Origin of the sequence: Paenibacillus sp. FSL L8-0436, assembly GCF_038593025.1 — a bacterium.
Classification (GTDB): Bacteria; Bacillota; Bacilli; order Paenibacillales; family Paenibacillaceae; genus Paenibacillus_AQ.
In genome coordinates this window covers 6,820,698-6,841,071 of the sequence record NZ_CP151955.1, presented here as the reverse complement: position 1 = coordinate 6,841,071, position 20,374 = coordinate 6,820,698, and the positions used below count along the sequence as shown (strand labels likewise).

At 48.4% G+C, this 20,374-nt stretch carries 17 protein-coding genes; all 17 read left to right on the top strand.

All coding sequences use genetic code 11. The features are described from left to right. Positions 1 to 33: 33 nt before the first annotated feature. Positions 34 to 450, top strand: a complete 417-nt coding sequence (locus NSS79_RS31600; RefSeq protein WP_038597409.1) for a F0F1 ATP synthase subunit epsilon — start codon at positions 34 to 36, stop codon at positions 448 to 450. 196 nt (positions 451 to 646) lie between these two features. Continuing rightward, positions 647 to 904, top strand: a complete 258-nt coding sequence (locus NSS79_RS31595; RefSeq protein WP_038597407.1) for a DUF1146 family protein — start codon at positions 647 to 649, stop codon at positions 902 to 904. A 196-nt stretch (positions 905 to 1,100) separates the two neighbouring features. Continuing rightward, a complete protein-coding gene (murA, locus tag NSS79_RS31590; protein ID WP_342437450.1) occupies positions 1,101 to 2,477 on the top strand; it encodes a UDP-N-acetylglucosamine 1-carboxyvinyltransferase in 1,377 nt (458 codons plus the stop codon). Positions 2,478 to 2,659: 182 nt separating this feature from the next. Then, positions 2,660 to 3,817 (top strand): stage II sporulation protein D, encoded by a 1,158-nt coding sequence (gene spoIID / locus NSS79_RS31585; RefSeq protein WP_342437449.1) that lies wholly within the window; start codon positions 2,660 to 2,662, stop codon positions 3,815 to 3,817. Positions 3,818 to 3,878: 61 nt separating this feature from the next. After that, a complete protein-coding gene (locus NSS79_RS31580) occupies positions 3,879 to 4,619 on the top strand; it encodes a M23 family metallopeptidase (protein ID WP_038597399.1) in 741 nt (246 codons plus the stop codon). A 225-nt stretch (positions 4,620 to 4,844) separates the two neighbouring features. Continuing rightward, positions 4,845 to 5,132 carry a sporulation transcriptional regulator SpoIIID gene (gene spoIIID, locus NSS79_RS31575; protein WP_038597396.1) on the top strand — a complete coding sequence of 96 codons (288 nt, stop codon included), beginning with the start codon at positions 4,845 to 4,847 and terminating at the stop codon, positions 5,130 to 5,132. 128 nt (positions 5,133 to 5,260) lie between these two features. Continuing rightward, positions 5,261 to 6,259 carry a rod shape-determining protein gene (locus NSS79_RS31570; RefSeq protein WP_038597393.1) on the top strand — a complete coding sequence of 333 codons (999 nt, stop codon included), beginning with the start codon at positions 5,261 to 5,263 and terminating at the stop codon, positions 6,257 to 6,259. A 50-nt stretch (positions 6,260 to 6,309) separates the two neighbouring features. Continuing rightward, entirely contained in the window at positions 6,310 to 7,185 is an 876-nt protein-coding gene (locus NSS79_RS31565; protein WP_038597390.1) for a flagellar hook-basal body protein, read from the top strand. 14 nt (positions 7,186 to 7,199) lie between these two features. Next, complete coding sequence (locus NSS79_RS31560; protein ID WP_342437448.1) at positions 7,200 to 8,021, top strand: flagellar hook-basal body protein; 822 nt, start codon at positions 7,200 to 7,202, stop codon at positions 8,019 to 8,021. Positions 8,022 to 8,029: 8 nt separating this feature from the next. Beyond that, positions 8,030 to 8,260: a DNA-directed RNA polymerase subunit beta gene (locus NSS79_RS31555; RefSeq protein ID WP_342437447.1), complete on the top strand. Its 231-nt coding sequence runs from the start codon at positions 8,030 to 8,032 to the stop codon at positions 8,258 to 8,260. Positions 8,261 to 8,553: 293 nt separating this feature from the next. Next, positions 8,554 to 8,976, top strand: coding sequence for a 3-hydroxyacyl-ACP dehydratase FabZ (fabZ, locus tag NSS79_RS31550; protein ID WP_038597382.1), 423 nt, complete (start codon positions 8,554 to 8,556; stop codon positions 8,974 to 8,976). A 48-nt stretch (positions 8,977 to 9,024) separates the two neighbouring features. Beyond that, positions 9,025 to 10,743, top strand: a complete 1,719-nt coding sequence (locus NSS79_RS31545; protein ID WP_342437446.1) for a phospho-sugar mutase — start codon at positions 9,025 to 9,027, stop codon at positions 10,741 to 10,743. A 161-nt stretch (positions 10,744 to 10,904) separates the two neighbouring features. Next, positions 10,905 to 12,941 (top strand): DUF5693 family protein, encoded by a 2,037-nt coding sequence (locus NSS79_RS31540; protein ID WP_342437445.1) that lies wholly within the window; start codon positions 10,905 to 10,907, stop codon positions 12,939 to 12,941. Next, positions 12,917 to 14,050, top strand: coding sequence for a polysaccharide pyruvyl transferase CsaB (gene csaB, locus NSS79_RS31535; protein ID WP_342437444.1), 1,134 nt, complete (start codon positions 12,917 to 12,919; stop codon positions 14,048 to 14,050). The genes NSS79_RS31540 and csaB overlap by 25 nt, the downstream gene beginning before the upstream one ends. A 6-nt stretch (positions 14,051 to 14,056) precedes the next feature. Next, entirely contained in the window at positions 14,057 to 14,815 is a 759-nt protein-coding gene (locus NSS79_RS31530; protein WP_342437443.1) for a WecB/TagA/CpsF family glycosyltransferase, read from the top strand. 113 nt (positions 14,816 to 14,928) lie between these two features. Continuing rightward, positions 14,929 to 16,056, top strand: a complete 1,128-nt coding sequence (locus tag NSS79_RS31525) for an MraY family glycosyltransferase (protein ID WP_038597370.1) — start codon at positions 14,929 to 14,931, stop codon at positions 16,054 to 16,056. A 213-nt stretch (positions 16,057 to 16,269) separates the two neighbouring features. Continuing rightward, positions 16,270 to 20,175 carry an S-layer homology domain-containing protein gene (locus NSS79_RS31520; RefSeq protein ID WP_342437442.1) on the top strand — a complete coding sequence of 1,302 codons (3,906 nt, stop codon included), beginning with the start codon at positions 16,270 to 16,272 and terminating at the stop codon, positions 20,173 to 20,175. Positions 20,176 to 20,374 lie beyond the last annotated feature (199 nt).

Sequence of the window (20,374 nt, the reverse complement as noted above, 5' to 3'; positions counted from 1 at the left end):
CTTTACTGGGTAAAGCTTTGAGGAGGAATGGAAGTGAATACCTTTTTGTTGGAAATTGTCACGCCGGAGCGTCTTGTCTACTCCAAACAGGTTAACAGCCTGACAGTACGGGGAGTCAATGGCGAGCTGGGCATTTTGCCGGGACACATTCCGCTTGTGACTCCACTTCAGGTTGCTCCGCTCACTGTAAAATCGGACGGTGTTTCCGTCACTATCGCCGTTCATGGCGGGTTCGTAGAAGTGCATAAAGACAAGGTGACAGTTCTGGCTGAAAGTGCCGAGCTGCCTAAGGATATCGATGTTGAACGCGCCGAAGCGGCTAAAGAACGGGCACAACGCCGTCTTCAGACCCGCAGCAAACAGGATGAGATTGATCACCGCCGTGCGGAGCTGGCGCTGCAACGCGCCGTTACACGGATTAAAGTGTCCACCGGAAAAGGACAACAGTAGCACGAAATGCAGTCAAGCCTATAGCTTGGCTGCATTTTTTTTGGAATAAAAAGCCTGTAAAAAATGAACATATTGTCATGAACCTGGGGCTTAATGGGCGAAATGTTTAAAAATTCGTAAAAGTACTGGATTCTTTTCATCTGCGCAAGTATGATATAAGAGTCGATTTCTAAGTAACATTTACACGGGAGGTAACATGGAACAAATGATCTACGATGATTTATCCAGCGCGATCGGTACCAGCGGTTTGGTTTCAATGATCGTTTCTTTGCTCTGTGTCGTATTATCTTGGTGGGCACTTCAGAACCTTAAGCTTGATTTGGTCATAAGATATCCCAAGAGCCCTCAAGGAAGACTGCTCCATCTGTTGCTGGCTATCGTCCTCGGTCATTTCGTGGCTGGGTTTCTGCTGGATTACCTGGGCTGGAGCGGGCTGCTCCGCAATGTGTTTTAATGCAAGTGAGTTTGGTTATATCTGTATAGGTCTATGGATGCGAAAAAGGTGTCGAATAATAAGGTTTTATTATGTCAACACTGAAGTTTAAGGAACGTGCCCGCACATCGGGCGCACAGACGGAATATCCGATATTTAACAAATGAATCTTAAATTCAAAATTATTTCAGAAATATGGACGCGGAGGGAAACCGAAATGAGCAAATTTATCGTCCGCGGTGGCAACAGATTGACCGGGAGCGTGAAAGTAAGCGGCGCAAAAAATTCCGTACTACCGATCATAGCCGCCTCTCTATTGGCAGAAGAAGGAGTCAGCGTCATTGTGGACGCACCTCCGCTAGACGATGTAATGACCATCAGCAAAGTGCTGGAATCTCTGGGTGCAGGTGTTACATACCAGAACGATATCATCGAGGTTGATGCTAGAAGCATCACTTCCTGTGAAGCGCCTTATGAATGGGTGCGGAAAATGCGGGCTTCTTTTTTGGTGATGGGCCCTTTATTGTCCCGTATGGGTCATACACGCATTTCTCTGCCCGGCGGCTGTGCCATCGGTACAAGGCCGATTGACCAGCATCTGAAGGGATTTGAAGCGCTTGGTGCCGAGATTAGCTTGGGCCAAGGCTACATTGAAGCGAAATCAAACGGTCGACTGCGTGGAGCCAAGGTGTATCTGGATGTGGCCAGCGTTGGCGCGACTGAAAATATAATGATGGCCGCAGCACTCGCCGAAGGCGTGACTGTGATTGAGAATGCCGCGAAAGAGCCGGAAATTGTCGACTTGGCCAACTACCTCAACGGAATGGGCGGTATTGTACGTGGAGCTGGGACCGGCGTCATTCGTATTGAGGGCGTAGAACGGCTTCACGGTGTAAAACATCATGTGATTCCTGACCGGATTGAAGCGGGTACCTACATGGCAGCTGCTGCGATTACAGGCGGGGATGTATACGTTGAAGGTGCGATTGCGGATCATCTCGGACCTGTAATTGCCAAGATGGAGGAAATGGGCGTTACGATCATTCCTGATGAGAATGGCGTGCGCGTTATCAGCGACAAGCCACTGAAGGCTGTTGATCTGAAGACATTGCCGTATCCGGGTTTCCCTACCGATATGCAGTCGCAAATGATGGCGCTGCTGCTTCGCTCCGTAGGTACAAGTGTCGTAACGGAGACCGTTTTCGAGAACCGGTTTATGCATGTGGATGAATTCCACAACATGAACGCCGAGATCAAGATTGAGGGCCGTTCGGCGATTGTGACCGGCAATGCTCAGCTTGTCGGCGCCAAAGTGTGCGCTACGGACCTGCGTGCAGGCGCTGCACTTATTTTGGCGGGACTTGTTGCCGAAGGGACTACGGAAGTGAGCGGTACGCATCACATTGACCGCGGGTATGTGAATCTGGCTGAGAAGCTGTCGGGACTTGGTGCAGACATTTGGCGGATTTCCATGGAAGAGCCGGCTGTAGCGGCATCCAAAGAAGAAATTGTTAAACCGGAAGCTACCAAAAGCGAATCGTACAAAAGCGATGAGCTGAAGCCGCGCTTTCAGATTCAGCCAACCTGGGTATAATCGTAAATAATATAAATGAAATAGGCTGCTCCGCATTTGCGGTGCGGTCTTTTTTGTGCCGATTGAGAATTTTGCTAACTTCACGGCAATTTGATTCTCTTACTCTCAGAATAGCGTTCTAGCAGTTGTGGAAAACTCATATCTATAAGAATCACCGGTGACTTACGGAAGGAGCCATAGAGATGAAAGATTTCCACTACCTGCGGCGCAAATTCAAACGCCGTTACGCACGCACCCGGCGCGGAGCACCCCGTATCCAGCGGCTGGCCCCGGCCGCCTGGCTCGCAGCGCCGCTGCTGGCGGCGCTGCTGCTGCCGCTGGCGATTGTCCCGCTGCGCGGAGGCGGGCATCCGCATCCGGTGCCCAAGGCCGTGCCACAGGCCACGGACCGGCCTGTGGCGCCTGAGGCGGCTGCGGTGGAGGCCCCGCAACCGGAAGTGCATGTCTATTTGTCGCAGAGCGGACAAATAGAGACCCTGCCGCTGGAGGAGTACGTCAGCGGCGTGCTGGCGGCCGAGATGCCGGCGGACTTTGAGCTCGAAGCGCTCAAAGCGCAGGCCGTGGCCGCCCGCACGTTCATTATGCGCCGCCTAGTGGCCGGCGACAGCAGTGGCGTGCCCGTTCCGGGCGCGGATGTGACCGATACGGTAAGCCATCAGGCTTACGTCTCGCAGGCGGCGCTGGAACGGGATTGGGTGCGCGGCGGCAAAAGCGCCGGGCTGGCCAAACTCCGCCGAGCGGTGCGCGAAACGCGCGGCGTCATTATGACCTATAAGGGGCAGCCGATCACCGCCTCCTTTTTTGCCTCGAGTGGAGGCTATACGGAAAATTCGGAAGACTACTGGAATGCCGCCGTGCCTTATTTGCGCAGTGTAGCCAGCCCCTGGGAGCAGGAGATTACACCGAATCTCGCGGCAACCTATACCTTTAGTATTTCAGAGCTGATAGGCAAGCTGGGGTTAAGCGGCAAAGCTTTGCCTGCTTCCAAGGATCTTGCAGCTTCCGGAGGGGCGAAGCCGGTCTCCTCTTCTTCTGCACAGATGCCTGTGAAAGTACTGTCTCTGACTGCGGGACACCGGGTCAAGGAGATATCGATTGGAGGAACCGTATTTACCGGACGGGAGGTGCGCGAGAAGCTGGGGCTGCGCTCCAGCCAGTTTACCTGGAAGCGAAAGGGCAGCGAGTATATAATCACAACTTACGGGAATGGACACGGAGTCGGCATGAGCCAGTGGGGGGCAAACGGCATGGCTAAGGAAGGCAGCACAGCGACACAAATTCTCAAACACTATTACAGCGGTATCTCTTTTGTTCAAGTCTCAACTCTTCTGAAAAAATAACTTGAAAGATACGTATAAAAGCGAAGCGCCCGGTAACACTGGTTACTGAGGTGATAAACATATGAATGAACAAGAAAAAAACAAATCAACCCATGATGAATCTCTCAAAAACAAGCAGGGAGATTCAGGCGCTAAGCCTTCTTCATGGAACAGGCTGTTCTCCAAACGGTGGGTATTCCCGGCAGTCTACACGGCGGCAGCGGCTATTATACTAACCTTGGTGTGGGTCTATCAGGATGCCGGCCAGAAGCCGCTGAACTCCGACACCAACGCAGTCGTTTCACAGGATGCCGCTAAACCCAGCAAAGAAGCCGGTGCAGCAAACGACCCTGAGGCTTTGGAAGTTGTCGCTTCTGCAGAAACTCTGACCTGGCCTGTAGCCAGTCCTGGAGAAGTGGAAGTGGTAAAACCGTTCTATGATGAGAATGGGACGGAAGAGAATCATGTAGCGGCTATGGTGCAGTACAATGACACCTTCGTGCCGAATGTCGGAATCGACATCGCACGTGAGGACAACAAGACGTTTGATGTCAAGGCAGCGCTTAGCGGTGAAGTAACACGGGTTGAAGATGTTGCAGTGTTCGGCAAGGTTGTAGAGATTACCCATCCGAACAATCTGAAGACGGTATATCAGAGCCTCGGCGACACCAAAGTGAAGCAAGGCGATGAAGTGAAGCAAGGCGACACGCTGGCAACGGCCGGACGCAGTGAAATTGAGAAAAATCTTGGCAATCATGTGCACTTTGAAGTGTACGAGGATGGCAAGGTAGTCAATCCTTCGGATCTGCTGCCGCAGCGTTAAGCATAACTTTTAGACAGGAGGCGGATGCCTCCTGTTTTTTTGTTGCTGTGTTCTGCGGAGCATAGCAGGACAGAAGTAAGCTGTTTTCCGCCGAAATGGGCCCTTCTTACGGTTGTCCAGGAAATAAAATGAGCCTTCCAGGGCTTGTCATCCCCTGAAAGCGCGAATATATAGGCCCGCCCCTCATATAATGTACCAAACTATCCACAGTTGGGAGGCGGGAGCGTGCACGATTACATCAAAGAACGTACGATCAAAATCGGACGCTGCATCGTGGAAACCAGGCATACAGTCCGGACCATTGCCAAGGAATTTGGCGTTTCAAAAAGCACGGTGCATAAAGACTTAACCGAGCGTTTGCCGGAGATCAACCCTGATTTGGCCGATCAGGTGAAGCACATTCTCGAATATCACAAATCAATCCGTCATTTGCGGGGGGGAGAAGCCACAAAAATTAAATATAAAAAAACGACTGGTAAAAAACGTGAGGTTGCCGTAGCCGCAAAGCCATGATATTTTCGGAATTTTAAGCAATAATTCAGGTTTACTACATTGTGTATATCCCCTAAAGTATGGTATTTTTAAATTTGGTACTCACTAACTAATCTCATTTAAAATAACACTTTGGGGGCTCTTTCATTATGCTTAGCAAGGATATCGGAATCGATCTCGGCACGGCCAATGTGCTCATTCATGTTAAAGGGAGGGGAGTCGTTCTGGATGAACCCTCCGTGGTCACACTTGAAAGTGATACGAAGAAAGTCCTTGCGGTAGGTGAACAGGCGCGTCGCATGGTAGGACGGACACCAGGCAACATTACAACCATTCGTCCTCTTAGGGACGGCGTTATTGCTGACTTTGCCGTTACGGAAATGATGCTGAAATATTTCATCGACCGCGTTGGTGGCCGTACTTGGTACGCTAAGCCCCGCATTTTGATCTGTGCCCCCACGAATATTACATCAGTTGAGCAGAAATCGATCCGTGAAGCGGCGGAACGCAGCGGGGCCAAGGATGTTTATATGGAAGAAGAACCCAAGGCCGCGGCAATTGGAGCGGGTATGGATATTTATCAACCAAGCGGAAATATGGTCGTCGATATCGGCGGCGGAACGACGGATGTAGCTGTCCTGTCCATGGGCGACGTCGTTACCGCCTCCTCCATTAAAATTGCAGGGGACAAGTTCGACGATGCCATTTTAAAATATATCAAACAGAAATATAAACTGCTCATCGGTGAGCGCACGGCTGAGGATATTAAAGTCACTATCGGAACAGTCCGGCCGGGCGGCATGCAGGCGGAAATGGATATTCGCGGCCGGGATATGGTCAGCGGACTTCCACAAACACTGACCATTAACTCCGGTGAGGTTAAAGAAGCATTATGGGATCCGGTTTCCTCTATTGTCGCTGCGGCAAAATCAGTGCTCGAGCGTACACCGCCGGAGCTGTCGGCCGACATTATCGACCGCGGGGTTGTACTGACCGGCGGCGGCGCACTGCTTAACGGGCTGGACGAGCTGCTTTCGGAGCAGCTGCATGTTCCTGTCTGGGTAGCTGAAGATCCGATGCACTGTGTGGTCAAGGGAACGGGGATTATGTTGGATCATTTGGACAAGGTCGTTAAGAAAAAGTTCTAAGCTGCCGATAATAAAGGATAATAGCAGATTCAGGAAGGGGAATTGCCCTCATGATTAGAGGATTATATACGGCCGCTGCCGGGATGGTCACGCAGCAGCGCAGACATGATACGGCGACGCAAAACATTGCCAATCTGAATACAACGGGGTACAAGCAGGTCGATAGTGTCAGCCATGCCTTTCCCGATGTATTGATTTCAGCCATGAGTGGCGGCACCACGAAGCCGGTAGGCCGCCTCAACACAGGGGTTTTTGCAGAACAATCTGTTTCCCAATATTTGCAGGGCGATCTGATTGAAAGCGGAAAGTCGATTGACTTTGCCTTATCTACTGACTTACAGGTCGCGGACCCTGCTACCGGAGACAACATAGCTTTTGACGGGTCGGGCAAATATGTAACTCCTGAAGGCGAGGTTATCTACCGGCCGCAGGCATTTTTTACCGTTCAAGATAACGAAGGCAATAATTTATATACACGCAACGGAAGCTTCAGCGTTAGCGCAACCGGACAGGTGCTCAGCGCCGGAGGATTTAATGTTCTGGATGCTAACGGCAACCCGCTGGTCTTGACAGGCCCGCAGGATAATCTTAAAGTGGACGGGCAGGGCAATCTGATCAATACGGCTACAGGGCTTCCTTCCGGAACCAAAATTGGTGTCAGTGTAATCACGAGACCGCAGGAACTAGTGCGCGACGGTAACGGTGTCTTCCATGCCGATGATATTGAGGCTGCGGAAATCCGCTATGCTAACGCAGGAGATAACCTGCAGGTGCGCCAGGGATATTTGGAGAATTCCAATGTGGACCCTACCCAGGTAACCGTGGATATGAATGCTGCATACCGGGCGTATGAGGCGAACCAGAAAGTCATTCAATTCTACGATACCAGTCTGCAGAAGACCGTCAATGAAGTCGGTAGAGTATAGAGGGGGATTAATCCATGAACAATTCGGCAATCAGCGCTTCTGTCTCGATGTCCAGCCTTCAGCAGCGTCTGGATATTATCGCGGATAACTTTGCTAATATGAGTACCAATGGCTATAAGAGCAAAGAAGGTTCGTTTGAGGACGTTCTGACCCGTGTTCAGCAACAGTCCAAAGACTACGATCAGCCTGGCCGCAGCATGCCGCTTGGCTTCAATATCGGCTTTGGGGTCCGTGTGCCTGGGGTTAAGACCAACTGGGAAGAGGGTCCGCTTCAAGAAACAGGGAATCCGACGGATCTGGCGCTGCAAGGTAACGGGTTATTTGGGGTTCAGGTGAATGGAGCTACCGCTTATACACGTCAAGGGGATTTTCATTTTACACCGGATGCCTCCAACCCCGATAATATGATGTTGGTAGATAATACAGGCAATCCTGTATTGAATACAGACGGCAACCCTTTAACAGTACCTGCGAATGTAAGTGCCGCTATTGATGAGAGCGGCCGGGTGCTCACGAAGACCAGCGAGAATGCGCCGACCCGGGTAGCGGGTACAATTATGATTGTAGAACCGCTAAGCAAGAGTGCGATGCAGGCAGTCGACGGTAATTTTTACGTGCTTGCTGACGGAGTCACAGCGCAGCAAGCCTTCCTCCAAAGAGCACCGGGTGAAGCCTCAGCAGTAGGAGTGCGTTCCGGATATCTGGAACAGTCCAACGTTGACCTCAGCAAGGAAATAACGGAAATGATGCAGATTCAGCGCACCTATCAGCTTGTCTCACGGGCACTCTCCTCCAGTGACCAGATGCTTGGCCTGGCCAATTCTATGCGCGGGTAGGTGAAGGAATGAGTCGTCAGGACAATAGGAAACCGGAAAAAGATCAACGGCAGCCGGTGAAGAAGCGGAGAGTATCCACATGGGCCATTATCCAGTGGATTATGATTCCCTTGCTGCTTGTAGCTGCGCTTGCGAGTGGTCTTGTGGTCGGTTACGTCGTTCTAGGCAAAAAGGAATTCAGTGACGTGCTTCTGTGGAGTACCTGGAAGCATGTATATGATTTGGTGTTCGCACCTTAAATATGAGGTGTTTTAAAGCTCCCTGGTTGTCTAAGGGAGTTTTCTTTTTTATACTGGAAAATGTATAATGATTGGGGACCAAGGAACGCCAAAAAGGGCCCTCTCCGCCATGCTGCCGCGTGCGGTGGAGAAAGCCCCTTATCTTAACCTCCACTGCTGCAGGTGGTGAAGGATAATTATAGTTTTTACCGAAGCCGCCAATATTTATGCAGACTTTGTAAAATAATAAAATCAAAGTACTGCCCAGCGGATTGTTTAAACACGCAGTTACATCCGAAAGGAGCTTTGCGACAATGCTGGATATCAATCAAATTCAAGAAATAATACCCCATCGGCCTCCATTTCTGCTGGTGGACAAAATTACAGAAATAGAAATGGGCAAACGGGCTGTCGGCATCAAAAATGTGACGGTAAATGAACCGTTCTTCACCGGTCACTTTCCGGGTTATCCGGTAATGCCCGGCGTTCTAATTACAGAAGCTCTTGCACAGGTAGGCGCTGTAGCTATTCTGGGACTTGAAGCCAACCGGGGCAAGATCGGTTTTCTGGCCGGACTGGACGGTTTCCGTTTCCGTGGCCAGGTAGTACCGGGAGATACGCTAACGCTTGAGGTGGAGATTACCCGGCTTAAAGGCAGCATCGGAAAAGGCCAAGCCACCGCGAAGGTGGAGGGCAAGATTGTAGCCTCTGGCGAAATTATGTTCGCGCTCAGCTAGCACCTGTTATACAATCATATATCATAATATGGATAAGGAGAGATTCATATGACTGAATTAAGCCCGAAAGCGCTAGAAACATTGACACGTTGGCTTCAGGACCCTTCTGTGGATGAGAATACGAAGGCAGAACTGAACCTTCTTGCGAATGAAAAACAGGAACTGGAAGAACGCTTTTATAGAGATTTGGAGTTTGGTACAGGCGGATTGCGCGGGGTTATCGGCGCAGGCAGCAACCGGATCAACCGATATACAGTAGGCCGGGCCACTCAAGGTTTCGCTAATTATATACTGGAGCAGCATACTGGAGAAGGCAGACCTTCCGTAGTCATCGCGCATGACTCCCGTCGCTTCTCACCCGAATTTACGCTGGAGGCAGCCCTTGTGCTGGCCGGCAACGGTATTGAGGCGCATTTATTTCCATCCCTGCGTTCGACGCCGCAGCTTTCCTTTACTGTCCGTCATTTGAAGGCATCAGGTGGCGTTGTTATCACGGCAAGCCATAACCCGCCGGAATACAACGGCTATAAAGTTTATAATGCTGAAGGTGGACAGCTGGTGCCGGACGAGGCGGAGAAAGTCATTTCCTCCATATTGGAGGTTGATTCCTTCAATGGCGTAAAGCGGATTTCCCGTGAAGATGCAGAAAGTCAAGGCTTGCTGCATTGGCTGGGAGAGAAAGAAGACGAAGCTTTTACAGATACAGTAGCTGCTGTGAGTGTTGCCCGTGAAGAGATCGCTTCTACTCTTGGCAAAGATTTCAAGATTGTGTACACTCCGCTGCATGGAACGGGCAATTTGCCGGTCCGCAGTGTACTGAAGAAGATCGGCTTTACGCAGGTCCATGTGGTGCCGGAGCAGGAGCAGCCGGATTCTGAGTTCTCGACGGTGAAATCACCGAATCCCGAGGAGCGGGAAGCCTTTACCCTGGCTATAAAACTTGGCGAAGAATTGAATGCCGACCTGCTGATCGGTACCGACCCTGATGCAGACCGGATGGGGGCCGTCGTACGGGATAATGAAGGGAACTTCGTTGTTTTATCTGGTAACCAGTCCGGTGCCCTGATGATCCATTACTACCTGAGCCGTTTGCAGGAACAAGGCAAGCTGCCGAAAAACGGTGCTGTTGTCAAGACAATTGTGACGAGTGAAATGGGCGCAGCGGTTGCCGAGCATTATGGCGCTACTGTATTCAATACGCTGACTGGCTTCAAATATATCGGGGAGAAAATGACCCAGTTCGAACAGTCCGGGGAGTACACGTACCTCTTCGGTTACGAAGAGAGTTATGGTTATCTTGCCGGCAATTATGCCCGGGACAAGGATGCCGTACTGGCTTCCATGCTGATTGCAGAAGCTGGGGCGTATTACAAAGCACAAGGCAAGACGCTTTATGATGTACTTCAGGAGCTGTACAGCAAGTTTGGGTTCTTCCTGGAAAGTCTGGAATCACGCACACTGAAGGGGAAAGACGGTGTGGCCCAGATTCAGGGAATCATGAATGACTGGCGCAGCAATCCTCCGCAGGAAATCGCAGGTGCTTCTGTAAGCGAGGTTCTGGATTACTCTCTGGGGCTGAATGGCCTGCCTAAGGAAAATGTGCTGAAGTATCTGTTATCCGACGGCTCCTGGTTCTGCCTGCGGCCTTCCGGTACAGAGCCGAAGATCAAGGTATATTTTGCGGTTCGCGGTGAATCGCTCCAGAATGCCAAGGATAAGGTTGCTGCACTTACTCAGCAGGTTATGGCCCGCGTTGACGGGAAATAATACGAGATAGCTAACTTCCCGCAGAAACGGATACTGCTCCTAACCGGATGCACATCCGTTTCTGCTTGAGTTTAGAGCGATTTTAATTAATATGTAGCTTGGCAGTGAAGACTGTTTTATAAACGGTACTAGGCTTCAAAGTGAAAGAGGAGGTACTTTTGGTGCAGCAGAAATGGCAACGATGGAATATAGCTTCGCGAAAGTGGTTGTGGATTATCGTAATAATTGGTGTCTTGGCTGCTCTCCCGGTTGTTTATGACCGGCTGCAGACGGAGAAATCATCCAAAACGGTTGAATTTGTATTTGATTACCGCGATCTGGTTGAAGTGGCCAGCTACCGCTCTAATCCGAAGGATTATATTTCCGACCAGCTTGACCGTTTAAAGGATGCCGGCGTTCAGAGCATGGCAATTTATGAAAGTACGCTTGAGGATTACCGTAAGGCCCGCCGTTTGATGTTATGGGGAGCGGCTGATATCGCTAATCTTACCGACACTGTGATTCCGGAGAATGAGAACTATACATATGTCCTCTTTACGAGCGCAGATAATAGTGATGCACTCTCGGCAATGATACGTGAAGCGTTCAGCGGTCTTGACATTGGAACGGAGGACTGGAGTTTCCGCGGACAGCAGGGTCTGATCATCAAGACTCCGATTGAAGATGCTACAATGAAACCGCTACAGCCGGATCCGATGACGCTGGACATGCTGCATGGCAAAGGGTTCAACATTGTCCCCCGTCTAGTGGACTCCTTAAAGTATAACCAGGAAGCAGTACAGAAACTGCTGGACCGCTATGAGGAACTCGGGGTCAAGCGGATTCTTTTCGAAGGCGAGTCGGTCAAGGGATATAATGATGACGCTGACTTAAAGAGTTTAGACGCCTTTGGTAAACTTATGAAGGAACGCGGAATGGGGATTGCTGCAATTGAGAATATTAAGGCCCAGCAAAAAGGTTTTAATAAACTCGCCTATGAGCTCGACTATAACGTCGCACGGTTGTATTCTCTCAGTGAAAGAGATTCCGGCTTGGCACCGGAAGTCATTGCTGACCGTTTCGCGCTTGCAACCAAAGACCGTAATATCCGGATGATCTATCTCAACACAATTCCGGCAAGAAACACTGCTAAAGCTCAGGTGACCGACACGTTGGATAACCTCATAACGAGTCTTAGCGATCCGGGGGGGGCTGTTGATAAAATTGAGGACAACGGTTTTACCCTGGGACAAGCCACGGCTTTTGAAGTCGTAGACTCCTCCTATCAGCGTTATTTCAAACTTGTTGCTGTGATTGGTGCGGTATCCATGGTAGCTTTGCTTGTCTCTTTTTTCATTCCATGGCTCACACTTCCTGCCTGGGTACTGGGATTGCTGGGAAGTGCCGGACTGCTTGTAGTAAAGCCTCAGCTTTTTGAACAGGCATTGGCACTTGCGGTAGCTATCAGCGCCCCGACTGTGGCGACAGTAATGGCGATCCGCAAAATTAATGAACAGGGACCGCCGCTTCGAACCAATAAACTAACCTATACGGTCATGAGTCCCAAGCGGCGTTTGGTGCACAGTCTTGTACTTTATGTGAAGACAGCACTGATCTCGCTTAGTGCCGTACCGTTTGTAATTGCACTTCTGAACAACATTACGTACAGCCTTGTGCTCAATCAGTTCCGTGGTGTCAGCCTGCTGCACTTGGCGCCGATTGCCTTGACTGCGCTGTATGTGCTTCTGTACCGTGGTGAATTCACTTTTAACAAGACAGGCAAACTTCTGCGTACTCCAATTACACTCATAATGGTTATTGCTGCCGTTGTGCTGGCGATCGTTGGCTGGTATTACTTAAAACGGACCGGGAACAGCGGTACTGTAAGTCCATTGGAGATGACTTTCCGCACCTTCCTGGAGAATACAGTTAATATCCGGCCGCGCAACAAAGAATTCCTGTTGGCACATCCGCTGTTCATTCTGGGGGCGTTCATGGCCTATAAATACCGGAATGCTGCGTTTATTATGATTATTGCGGTTATCGGTCAGCTTTCGATGGTGGATACCTTTGCCCATATCCACTCTCCTGTGCTGATCTCCCTGCTTCGCGGCTTACTTGGGCTGGGAATTGGTTTGATTATCGGGCTCATCGCCGTTGGCGTATGGCAGATTGCAGAAGGGTGTTGGAAACGATGGTCGCCGCTGCTCAAAAAATAATCCTCTCCGGCTATTATGGTTTCCGCAACAGCGGGGATGAGGCAGTGCTGCAGTCTATTCTAGATGCGCTGCAGAAGCATTCACAAGCTGCCGGTATACCGGTTGAACCTGTTGTATTATCCATTGATCCGGAGTGGACAACGGCTACTTATGGTGTGAAAGCTGTCCACCGGATGAAGCTGGGTGAGGTACGCCAGGCCATTTACGAGAGTGCAGGTCTCATCAGCGGCGGCGGAAGCCTGCTGCAGGATGTGACGGGCAGCAAGAGTATTCCCTATTACCTGGGGATTATAAAGCTGGCTCAATGGATGAGAAAGCCGACTTTTATTTATGCCCAGGGTATTGGTCCGGTAAACCGGAAGCTCTTCCATCCGTTGATCAAATCCGTTTTCCGCAAATGCAGCTATGTATCTGTGCGGGATGAGCAATCCCGCCAGCTGCTGCAGACTATGGGTCTTGACCGGGAACTTGTTGAGGTTGTTCCTGATCCTGTGATGGGACTCTCTCTTCCCGAGGGTTCCCACCCCCTAGAGGAGATTACCCGCGATACTGCATTGAAGACCGTCGGGATATCAGTGCGTTACTGGGAGCAGTCCCGTAAGGAATTGGATGCCATTGCGCAAGGCCTGCTAAAAGCCTGTGGGCAAGTTCCGCTGCATCTGCGCTTCCTGCCTTTCCATCATTCCTCAGATAATGAGGCTTCGCATTATGTGATGCAGAAACTGGAGGAAGGTATTGCGCGTCAGGGCGGCAGGATCAGCATCTGTGAAGATGCGCTCCATCCCCGGCAGATGTTGCGAGAGGTAGGAGAATGCGATATGCTGATCGGGATGCGGCTGCACAGTCTCATCTATGCTGCCGGAAGGCGTGTGCCGCTGATGGGGATCTCCTATGATCCTAAGATTGATCACTTTCTTGAGCGGGTCGACTGTCGGCCCATCGGTTCTACGACTTCGCTTGACGGCGGAGAAGTTGCCGCTGAAGTCCTTCATCTTCTGGAAGCAGGAGATGATTGGAAACGTAAGCGTGAGCCGCTAATTGCTGCATTAGTAGAAGAAGCCGAGGCTCCTGCCCGGCAAATTGTTGAATATTTCCACCGCAAAGGATGATTGATAGTGAAAGCAGAAAGTCCGGTACCTACAGTTCCAATTTTTGGCATCAGGGTGTCTAAAATCGATATGAAAGCCACAGTCGCTTATTTGACAGAAGCTGTCCGCAACCGTGAACCCCATCAGGTAATTACTGCTAATCCGATCATGGTTATGACCGCGCTGGAGAATCCCGCTTACATGGAGATCATGAAATCGGCGGAGCTGGTGGTGCCTGATGGGACAGGCGTCGTGTGGGCTGCGGAATATTGTCGTGAACCCGTAGCGGAGCGTGTGGCCGGATTTGATCTTTTACATGAATTGCTGCGCCAAGGCGAAAGATATACCTGGAAGGTCTATCTGCTGGGCTCTACCCCGGAAGTGATTCAGGAGACGTCTTCCCGGTTACAAACTCAGTATCCCGGGATCGTAATCTCGGGATATCATGATGGTTATTTTGGACCCGACGACGACGAAAAGATTATTTCTGGAATTCTGGAGGCTCAGCCGGATCTGCTCTTTGTTGCCAGAGGAGCTGACAGCCAGGAACCTTGGATCGCCAAGTACAAATCCAGACTGAACATTCCGGTGATGATGGGGGTCGGAGGGAGCTTTGATGTGATCTCGGGCAAGACCAAACGGGCTCCCATAGCCTTCCAGAAACTTAGAGCGGAATGGTTATATCGTCTTCTTAAAGAACCGACACGCTATAAAAGAATGCTTGCGCTGCCGAAATTCGCAGTAAAAGTGATGCGTGAGAAAGATAAAGTGACAAAAGCTCAGTGAAATGCGGATATTCACCGTGAAAATAAGAATAGCAGCCCAAAAACGGAATTGGAATTTGTATTTAGTTCAGCGTATAATTCAATGCGGTAGAGAAATGGGGGTCGACTGATCAAATGTTAATCATATACATCGCCGGATTTATTGTGTGCATGGGACTCGCCTTACTCTTGACGCCGCTGGTGAAGAAATTCGCTATTAAGATTGGCGCTACAGATGTGCCGAATGCCCGTAAAGTGCATACGAAGATTATGCCCCGCCTTGGCGGACTTGGTATTTTTCTGGCGTTTGTGTTGGGCCTACTTGCCGTATTGCCAATTATTCCTTATGACTTCACTCCGCGGGAGGTAAGCTTCATCAAAGCGCTGCTGTGTGGCGGCGGAATGATTGTTCTGATCGGCGGTTTGGATGACCGGTTCGAACTTTCGGCAAAGGTGAAGCTGCTGGGCCAGATTGCGGCTGCCTGCATAGTAGTCTTCGGGTTTGGTATTACTGTTGATTTCGTAAATATTCCTTTTCATAATACGTATTCTTCGCTGGAAAGCTGGATTGCTATTCCACTGACTATTTTCTGGATTGTGGGTGTCACGAATGCCGTTAACTTGATTGACGGGTTGGACGGGCTTGCTGCCGGGGTATCCGGTATCGCAATTGCCACCATTGCAGTGATGGCCTTTTTGATGGGAAATACAATGGTTGCACTCCTGTGCCTGCTGCTGCTGGGCAGTATCATAGGATTTCTGTTCTTTAATTTTCACCCCGCCAAAATTTTTATGGGTGATACAGGTTCACTGTTCTTAGGTTTTTGCTTGGCTCTGCTTGCACTTCTTGGATTTAAGCAAATTGCCGTCGTTTCTTTTATTACACCGCTCCTCATTATAGGGGTGCCTTTGTCTGATACCTTTTTTGCTATCGTACGCCGCAAGCTGCAGAAGAAACCAATATTCGCACCGGATAAAGGCCACCTGCATCATTGCCTGCGCGAACTGGGGTTCAGCCACCGTCAAACGGTACTGATCATTTATGGAATTGCTACATTTTTCGGTGTATTGGCTGTTATCCAGACCTCGGCCTCACTTTACGAAGCAAACTGGGTTACTTTTGTAGTCATTTGCGTAATGCTGTTCTTCCTGCAAATTGGTGCGGAGATTACCGGTGTCATCAGTAAGACCAAACGTCCTGTGATTGACTTTTTCCTGAGAATGCGAATGAAGGTTAGTCAGGAACGAGGCTCGAAGCTGTAGGATTTGTTTATAGATTTGTATTGCTATAATATATTTTTTTTGAAAGGCTCATCCTGATGAAGGGTGGGCTTTTTGCATTTTAGAGGGTGTTTATTGAAGGAATATGTTGAAGCACGAATGATAAGTGTATAGAAAATTCAAGGAATTCCTTCAAATTATCTTCTCTAGGACCGATAAAATAATTAATATCATCAAAAGGGAGAGATTAATGACATGCAGCGCATGAGAAAGCCATTTGTATGGACGCTTCTGTTCGCCTTAATTGTATCTTTAATTCCAACTGGACTTATGAATACTGCAGTGGCTGCAGATACGCTTAAGCCTACCAGTTATTTTACGCCAGATAATACGAAATTGAGAAACACTGTTGATCTGACATTACTGCCTCCAGCAACAAATCAAATCTCAAGAACTAATGTATTACAGGTAACGGATGCTAGTTTACCAGTTACAGGAACGTTTACAAAAGTTACGAGTTCTACTCTGGGGGCCAATGTACAACGTTTGAACTGGGATGATGGGAAATGGGTGGAAGATGCTACTCATGTAACGCCAGGTGTTGTGCAGTTGGATATTGACAGTCCTGACAACCGCTTTACCGCAAATCTGACATTGTTTCCAGGCATGAACAAGATTACTCTTACAGGCTCACAGGGAAGCAATGATCGCTCTGAGGCTTTTTATGTACTATTTGATCAGGTTCCTTATGTCGAGAGACTTCAAGTTCTGGGTGGCTCAGAGAAGCTTAATTTGAACGAAGGAGCACAATTGGTCGTAGCCACCAAAGAAATTACACTTGAAGGTAAAGCGTTAAATGCAACAAAGGTTACTGCTGCCATTAATAATGAAAGTGCATCAAATACCTCCTTACTGCAGGATGGAACGTTCTTCTCACAGCGTATGGCGCTTAATCCGGGTGTCAATAATCTGAAATTAGTCGTGCAGAATGGCTCAGATACGTTGAGCTTTGAATATACGCTTTTTTATTATGATGAGAAGAATCCTATAGTTAAAATGTATTTGGTTGATTCGCACAATCAGGGTCAGGACCTGCTGGGTGGTCAGCCGGTGATGACAGAAGGTTCAGATACTGCAAAATTAATGGTTCAAATGATGATTGAGGATACTGCGGGAGTCCCTTTTGCGGGTTCGGCAGTAGTGAAAATGAATGGAGCAGTATCAACGCCTACCTATGGGAGCGGTATAACATTGGACAGCGCTGGTCTTATCGCATTGAACGCGGGAGATGAGGTTTTGGTACCCTCTCCTATCAAGAATGCACCGTCCTATCGGCTGGTTTCTTTTGAGATGCCGCTGACCCTAAACAAAGACAATGCAACGCCAGCGAACAGATTAGAGACGCAAACACATAATCTTTCGGTAGCTTACGGAACTAAAACTATAAATCGTTCTTTTGATTTTCAGTATATGAAAGATAGAATCGTAATCACGGATATGAAATATCTTGCAGGATACGATGGAACTGGCGTTATTCCACCCGGGATAGCTCTGAATGGGGCTAAGGTGGATGCCAGTGAGTTCTATATCTCGGTTAAAACAAATGCAGCAGTGACTAGCCCGGCGAAACTGATTGCGAAATATTTACCGATTTCCACTGCAGGTCTGACACCGGAGTTGGTGACTTCTGTTTCAGATACACAGCATATCTTTAAAATAAAGGATTTCCAAAACGGGAACCAGACCGTTAGATTTAACATTGAGGGTTCCTCTGCATATAAGGATGTTAATATTTCCTTTGCCTCTAAAAGCTATATTTATGTATCCAACCTTACAGATGGACAGACTATTGTTATTGATTCCGAGGCTGGCAAGAGCCTTGCTATTAAGGGGCAATATATTGATTTCAATTCAAACTCCGATTACTTCGTGGCTGAAATGTATGTGAATGGAACAAAACAAAGATCAACCGGCTTAGATAAAACTTGGTTTAAAAGCGCCGCAGGTGGATTTGAAGTTAATTTAGCGATTAATGCGACCACGGGTCCATTAGTGTTTGGAGAGAATAAAATTGTCTTTACAGGCACAGGTACGGATGAAAAGGGGCAAACCCGGGAAGTCCGCAAGGAACTGCGCATTTACATTCTCGATGAGAACGTATCAACCATAAGTAAGTTTCAACCCGCGGTGGGTACTGCTAGAAGTACGTTTCCTGATAGGGAGTTTGGACCAACGGATGAACTGCTGACCAAACTATTTAACTTAACTCCTGATTTTATATACAAAGATAATCAGTATACTACCAGCTTGAAAACTTATGATCTGGTACTTAGAGGAAGCGGTGCGGTAAAACTCAATTTGAATATGGGAACAAAAAATATCCTGTCACTTGATATTCCTGCCATTCCCAATCCACCGATTACTCCCAGCCCGAGTTTTGCAGATAAACGCTATACCACCAGTTTTGCTGGGAGTCAAAAAGACTTTGTAATGCGGATTCAGGATCTTGTGAATGATACGCCAGGAACGTATATTTACACTCTTGAGCTGATAAATAGTACAGGAGCCAAAACCAGTCAGAAGCTGGAGATTGTTAGAGAAGTAAGTGCGTATCGTATTCTCTCTCCTCAGCCTTCTGTAGGTACTCAATATGTTGTTAATAAAAACTTTGTTCATTTTGATATTGAAGCTGAAGGGGCTACAGATGTCATCATAGACAAAGAAAAAGCAGTCAAACGTACGGATTTGGGGCCAGGGAGATTTGCACTGGACTATGTAGGGTTGAAGGCAGATAAAGCTAACAGCATCAAAATTCAAATTGTTCGCGGTGCTACGACAAGTACAGACACTATTTCAATATTCTATACCGGTACAGTAGCAGTCGATGCACAATACATGTCACCCAAAACAGCAGACAAATACAGTGTGTTTAACAAAGCAGTGGAATTAACCTTCCCTAAAGGAACGGTAATGCAAAGTACGGATACGCGTAATTTGACGAAGTACTATCCTAATAACAAGCTACGCTTTGGGATTGCAGACCCAGCCACGGGTGTTGTAGAACGGCGTAACGATTATGGGAACGTCATCGGCTTCCCTGAAACCTTTAAAGAGAGTGGCATACCAACTTGGACGATTCCAGATGAATTTACGCTCCGGTTCAATTCTCCTTATGAGAGCAGCAATTTTGGACGTATATCGGAAGTGTATTGGATCAGCGGAGGATTGGGTGAGCTTGGAACCACATCAACGCCAGGGCATATTCCAGCTACGAATGGTTTGGCTCCTTATTCTGTAGATGGATTGTTTGGGGATCCACAGACTCCTGCGGAACGTATCATTACACCGTCTAAGCGGGGGAAATTGACATTAGCCTTTGACCCGAATGTTGTACAAGACGCGGGAACTATTGTTACAGTCTTCAAATACAACAATAAACGGGAATGGGAGAATATTGGCGGTACTGTAGATACCAATAAGCACACGATCTCCGTTCCTTTTGATGAATTTGGGTATTATAAGGTAATGAAAATGAGCCGAGGCTATAATGACGTTACGAATCATCAATGGGCGAGAAATATTTTGAACGCTCTTTACTCAAAGGGGATTATGAAAAATCTTCGGTTTGAGCAATTTGGAACAGACGATCAAGCGACACGAGGTGAATTCGCGACACTTCTGGTTAAAGGGTTGAATCTTCCACTTAACTATGATGACAACAAGACGTATTCCGATCTGGTGCCTGGAGCAAGTTCAATCACATGGGACTATGCTCATATTGAAACTGCGTCGAGAGCAGGCATAGTGACTGGACTTACCGATGGAGTATTTGCTCCGGATCAGCCAATTACTCGTGAGCAGGCAGCTGTAATGATTGCCAGAGCCCTGAAATTGAAATTGGCAGCTAACGATCAGAAATTAAAGGATTCAGTCGCCAAGTCGTTTTTGGATTCCGGTAAAATAGAATCTTACGCCTTGTCGGCAGTCCAAGCAGTTTCGAAGGCGAAAATTATGAATGGGGCTGAAGTAAGCATAGCTGGTCAAAAGAAGGCTTCTTACAACTTTAATCCTAAGTCTAATATGACCAGAGCTGAGGCAGGAAAGATCGCAGTAGAACTGTTAAAGAAGAGCACCACCATCTTCCCTAAAACCCTGAGCTAGATACATTTTAATTTGTTATGATATTACGGAGGGCTGGTTACTTGCCCTCCGTTTTGTATGCAAATAGAGTTGTTAAGGGTATGCCTTTATAAATCAATTTTCTTTGGGTATAATAAGAAACGAACTATATATAGTTCTTCGGAGCAGCTGTGACTTCATGCAGGTTGCATTTCCATTTAGATAACTTTGTAATCTGCTC

Coding starts and splice junctions, on each gene's coding strand:
- NSS79_RS31595 (WP_038597407.1), top strand. CDS start 647: ATGGAACAAATGATCTACGATGATTTATCCAGCGCGATCGGTACCAGC.
- murA (WP_342437450.1), top strand. CDS start 1,101: ATGAGCAAATTTATCGTCCGCGGTGGCAACAGATTGACCGGGAGCGTG.
- spoIID (WP_342437449.1), top strand. CDS start 2,660: ATGAAAGATTTCCACTACCTGCGGCGCAAATTCAAACGCCGTTACGCA.
- NSS79_RS31580 (WP_038597399.1), top strand. CDS start 3,879: ATGAATGAACAAGAAAAAAACAAATCAACCCATGATGAATCTCTCAAA.
- NSS79_RS31570 (WP_038597393.1), top strand. CDS start 5,261: ATGCTTAGCAAGGATATCGGAATCGATCTCGGCACGGCCAATGTGCTC.
- NSS79_RS31565 (WP_038597390.1), top strand. CDS start 6,310: ATGATTAGAGGATTATATACGGCCGCTGCCGGGATGGTCACGCAGCAG.
- NSS79_RS31560 (WP_342437448.1), top strand. CDS start 7,200: ATGAACAATTCGGCAATCAGCGCTTCTGTCTCGATGTCCAGCCTTCAG.
- NSS79_RS31555 (WP_342437447.1), top strand. CDS start 8,030: ATGAGTCGTCAGGACAATAGGAAACCGGAAAAAGATCAACGGCAGCCG.
- fabZ (WP_038597382.1), top strand. CDS start 8,554: ATGCTGGATATCAATCAAATTCAAGAAATAATACCCCATCGGCCTCCA.
- NSS79_RS31545 (WP_342437446.1), top strand. CDS start 9,025: ATGACTGAATTAAGCCCGAAAGCGCTAGAAACATTGACACGTTGGCTT.
- csaB (WP_342437444.1), top strand. CDS start 12,917: ATGGTCGCCGCTGCTCAAAAAATAATCCTCTCCGGCTATTATGGTTTC.
- NSS79_RS31525 (WP_038597370.1), top strand. CDS start 14,929: ATGTTAATCATATACATCGCCGGATTTATTGTGTGCATGGGACTCGCC.
- NSS79_RS31520 (WP_342437442.1), top strand. CDS start 16,270: ATGCAGCGCATGAGAAAGCCATTTGTATGGACGCTTCTGTTCGCCTTA.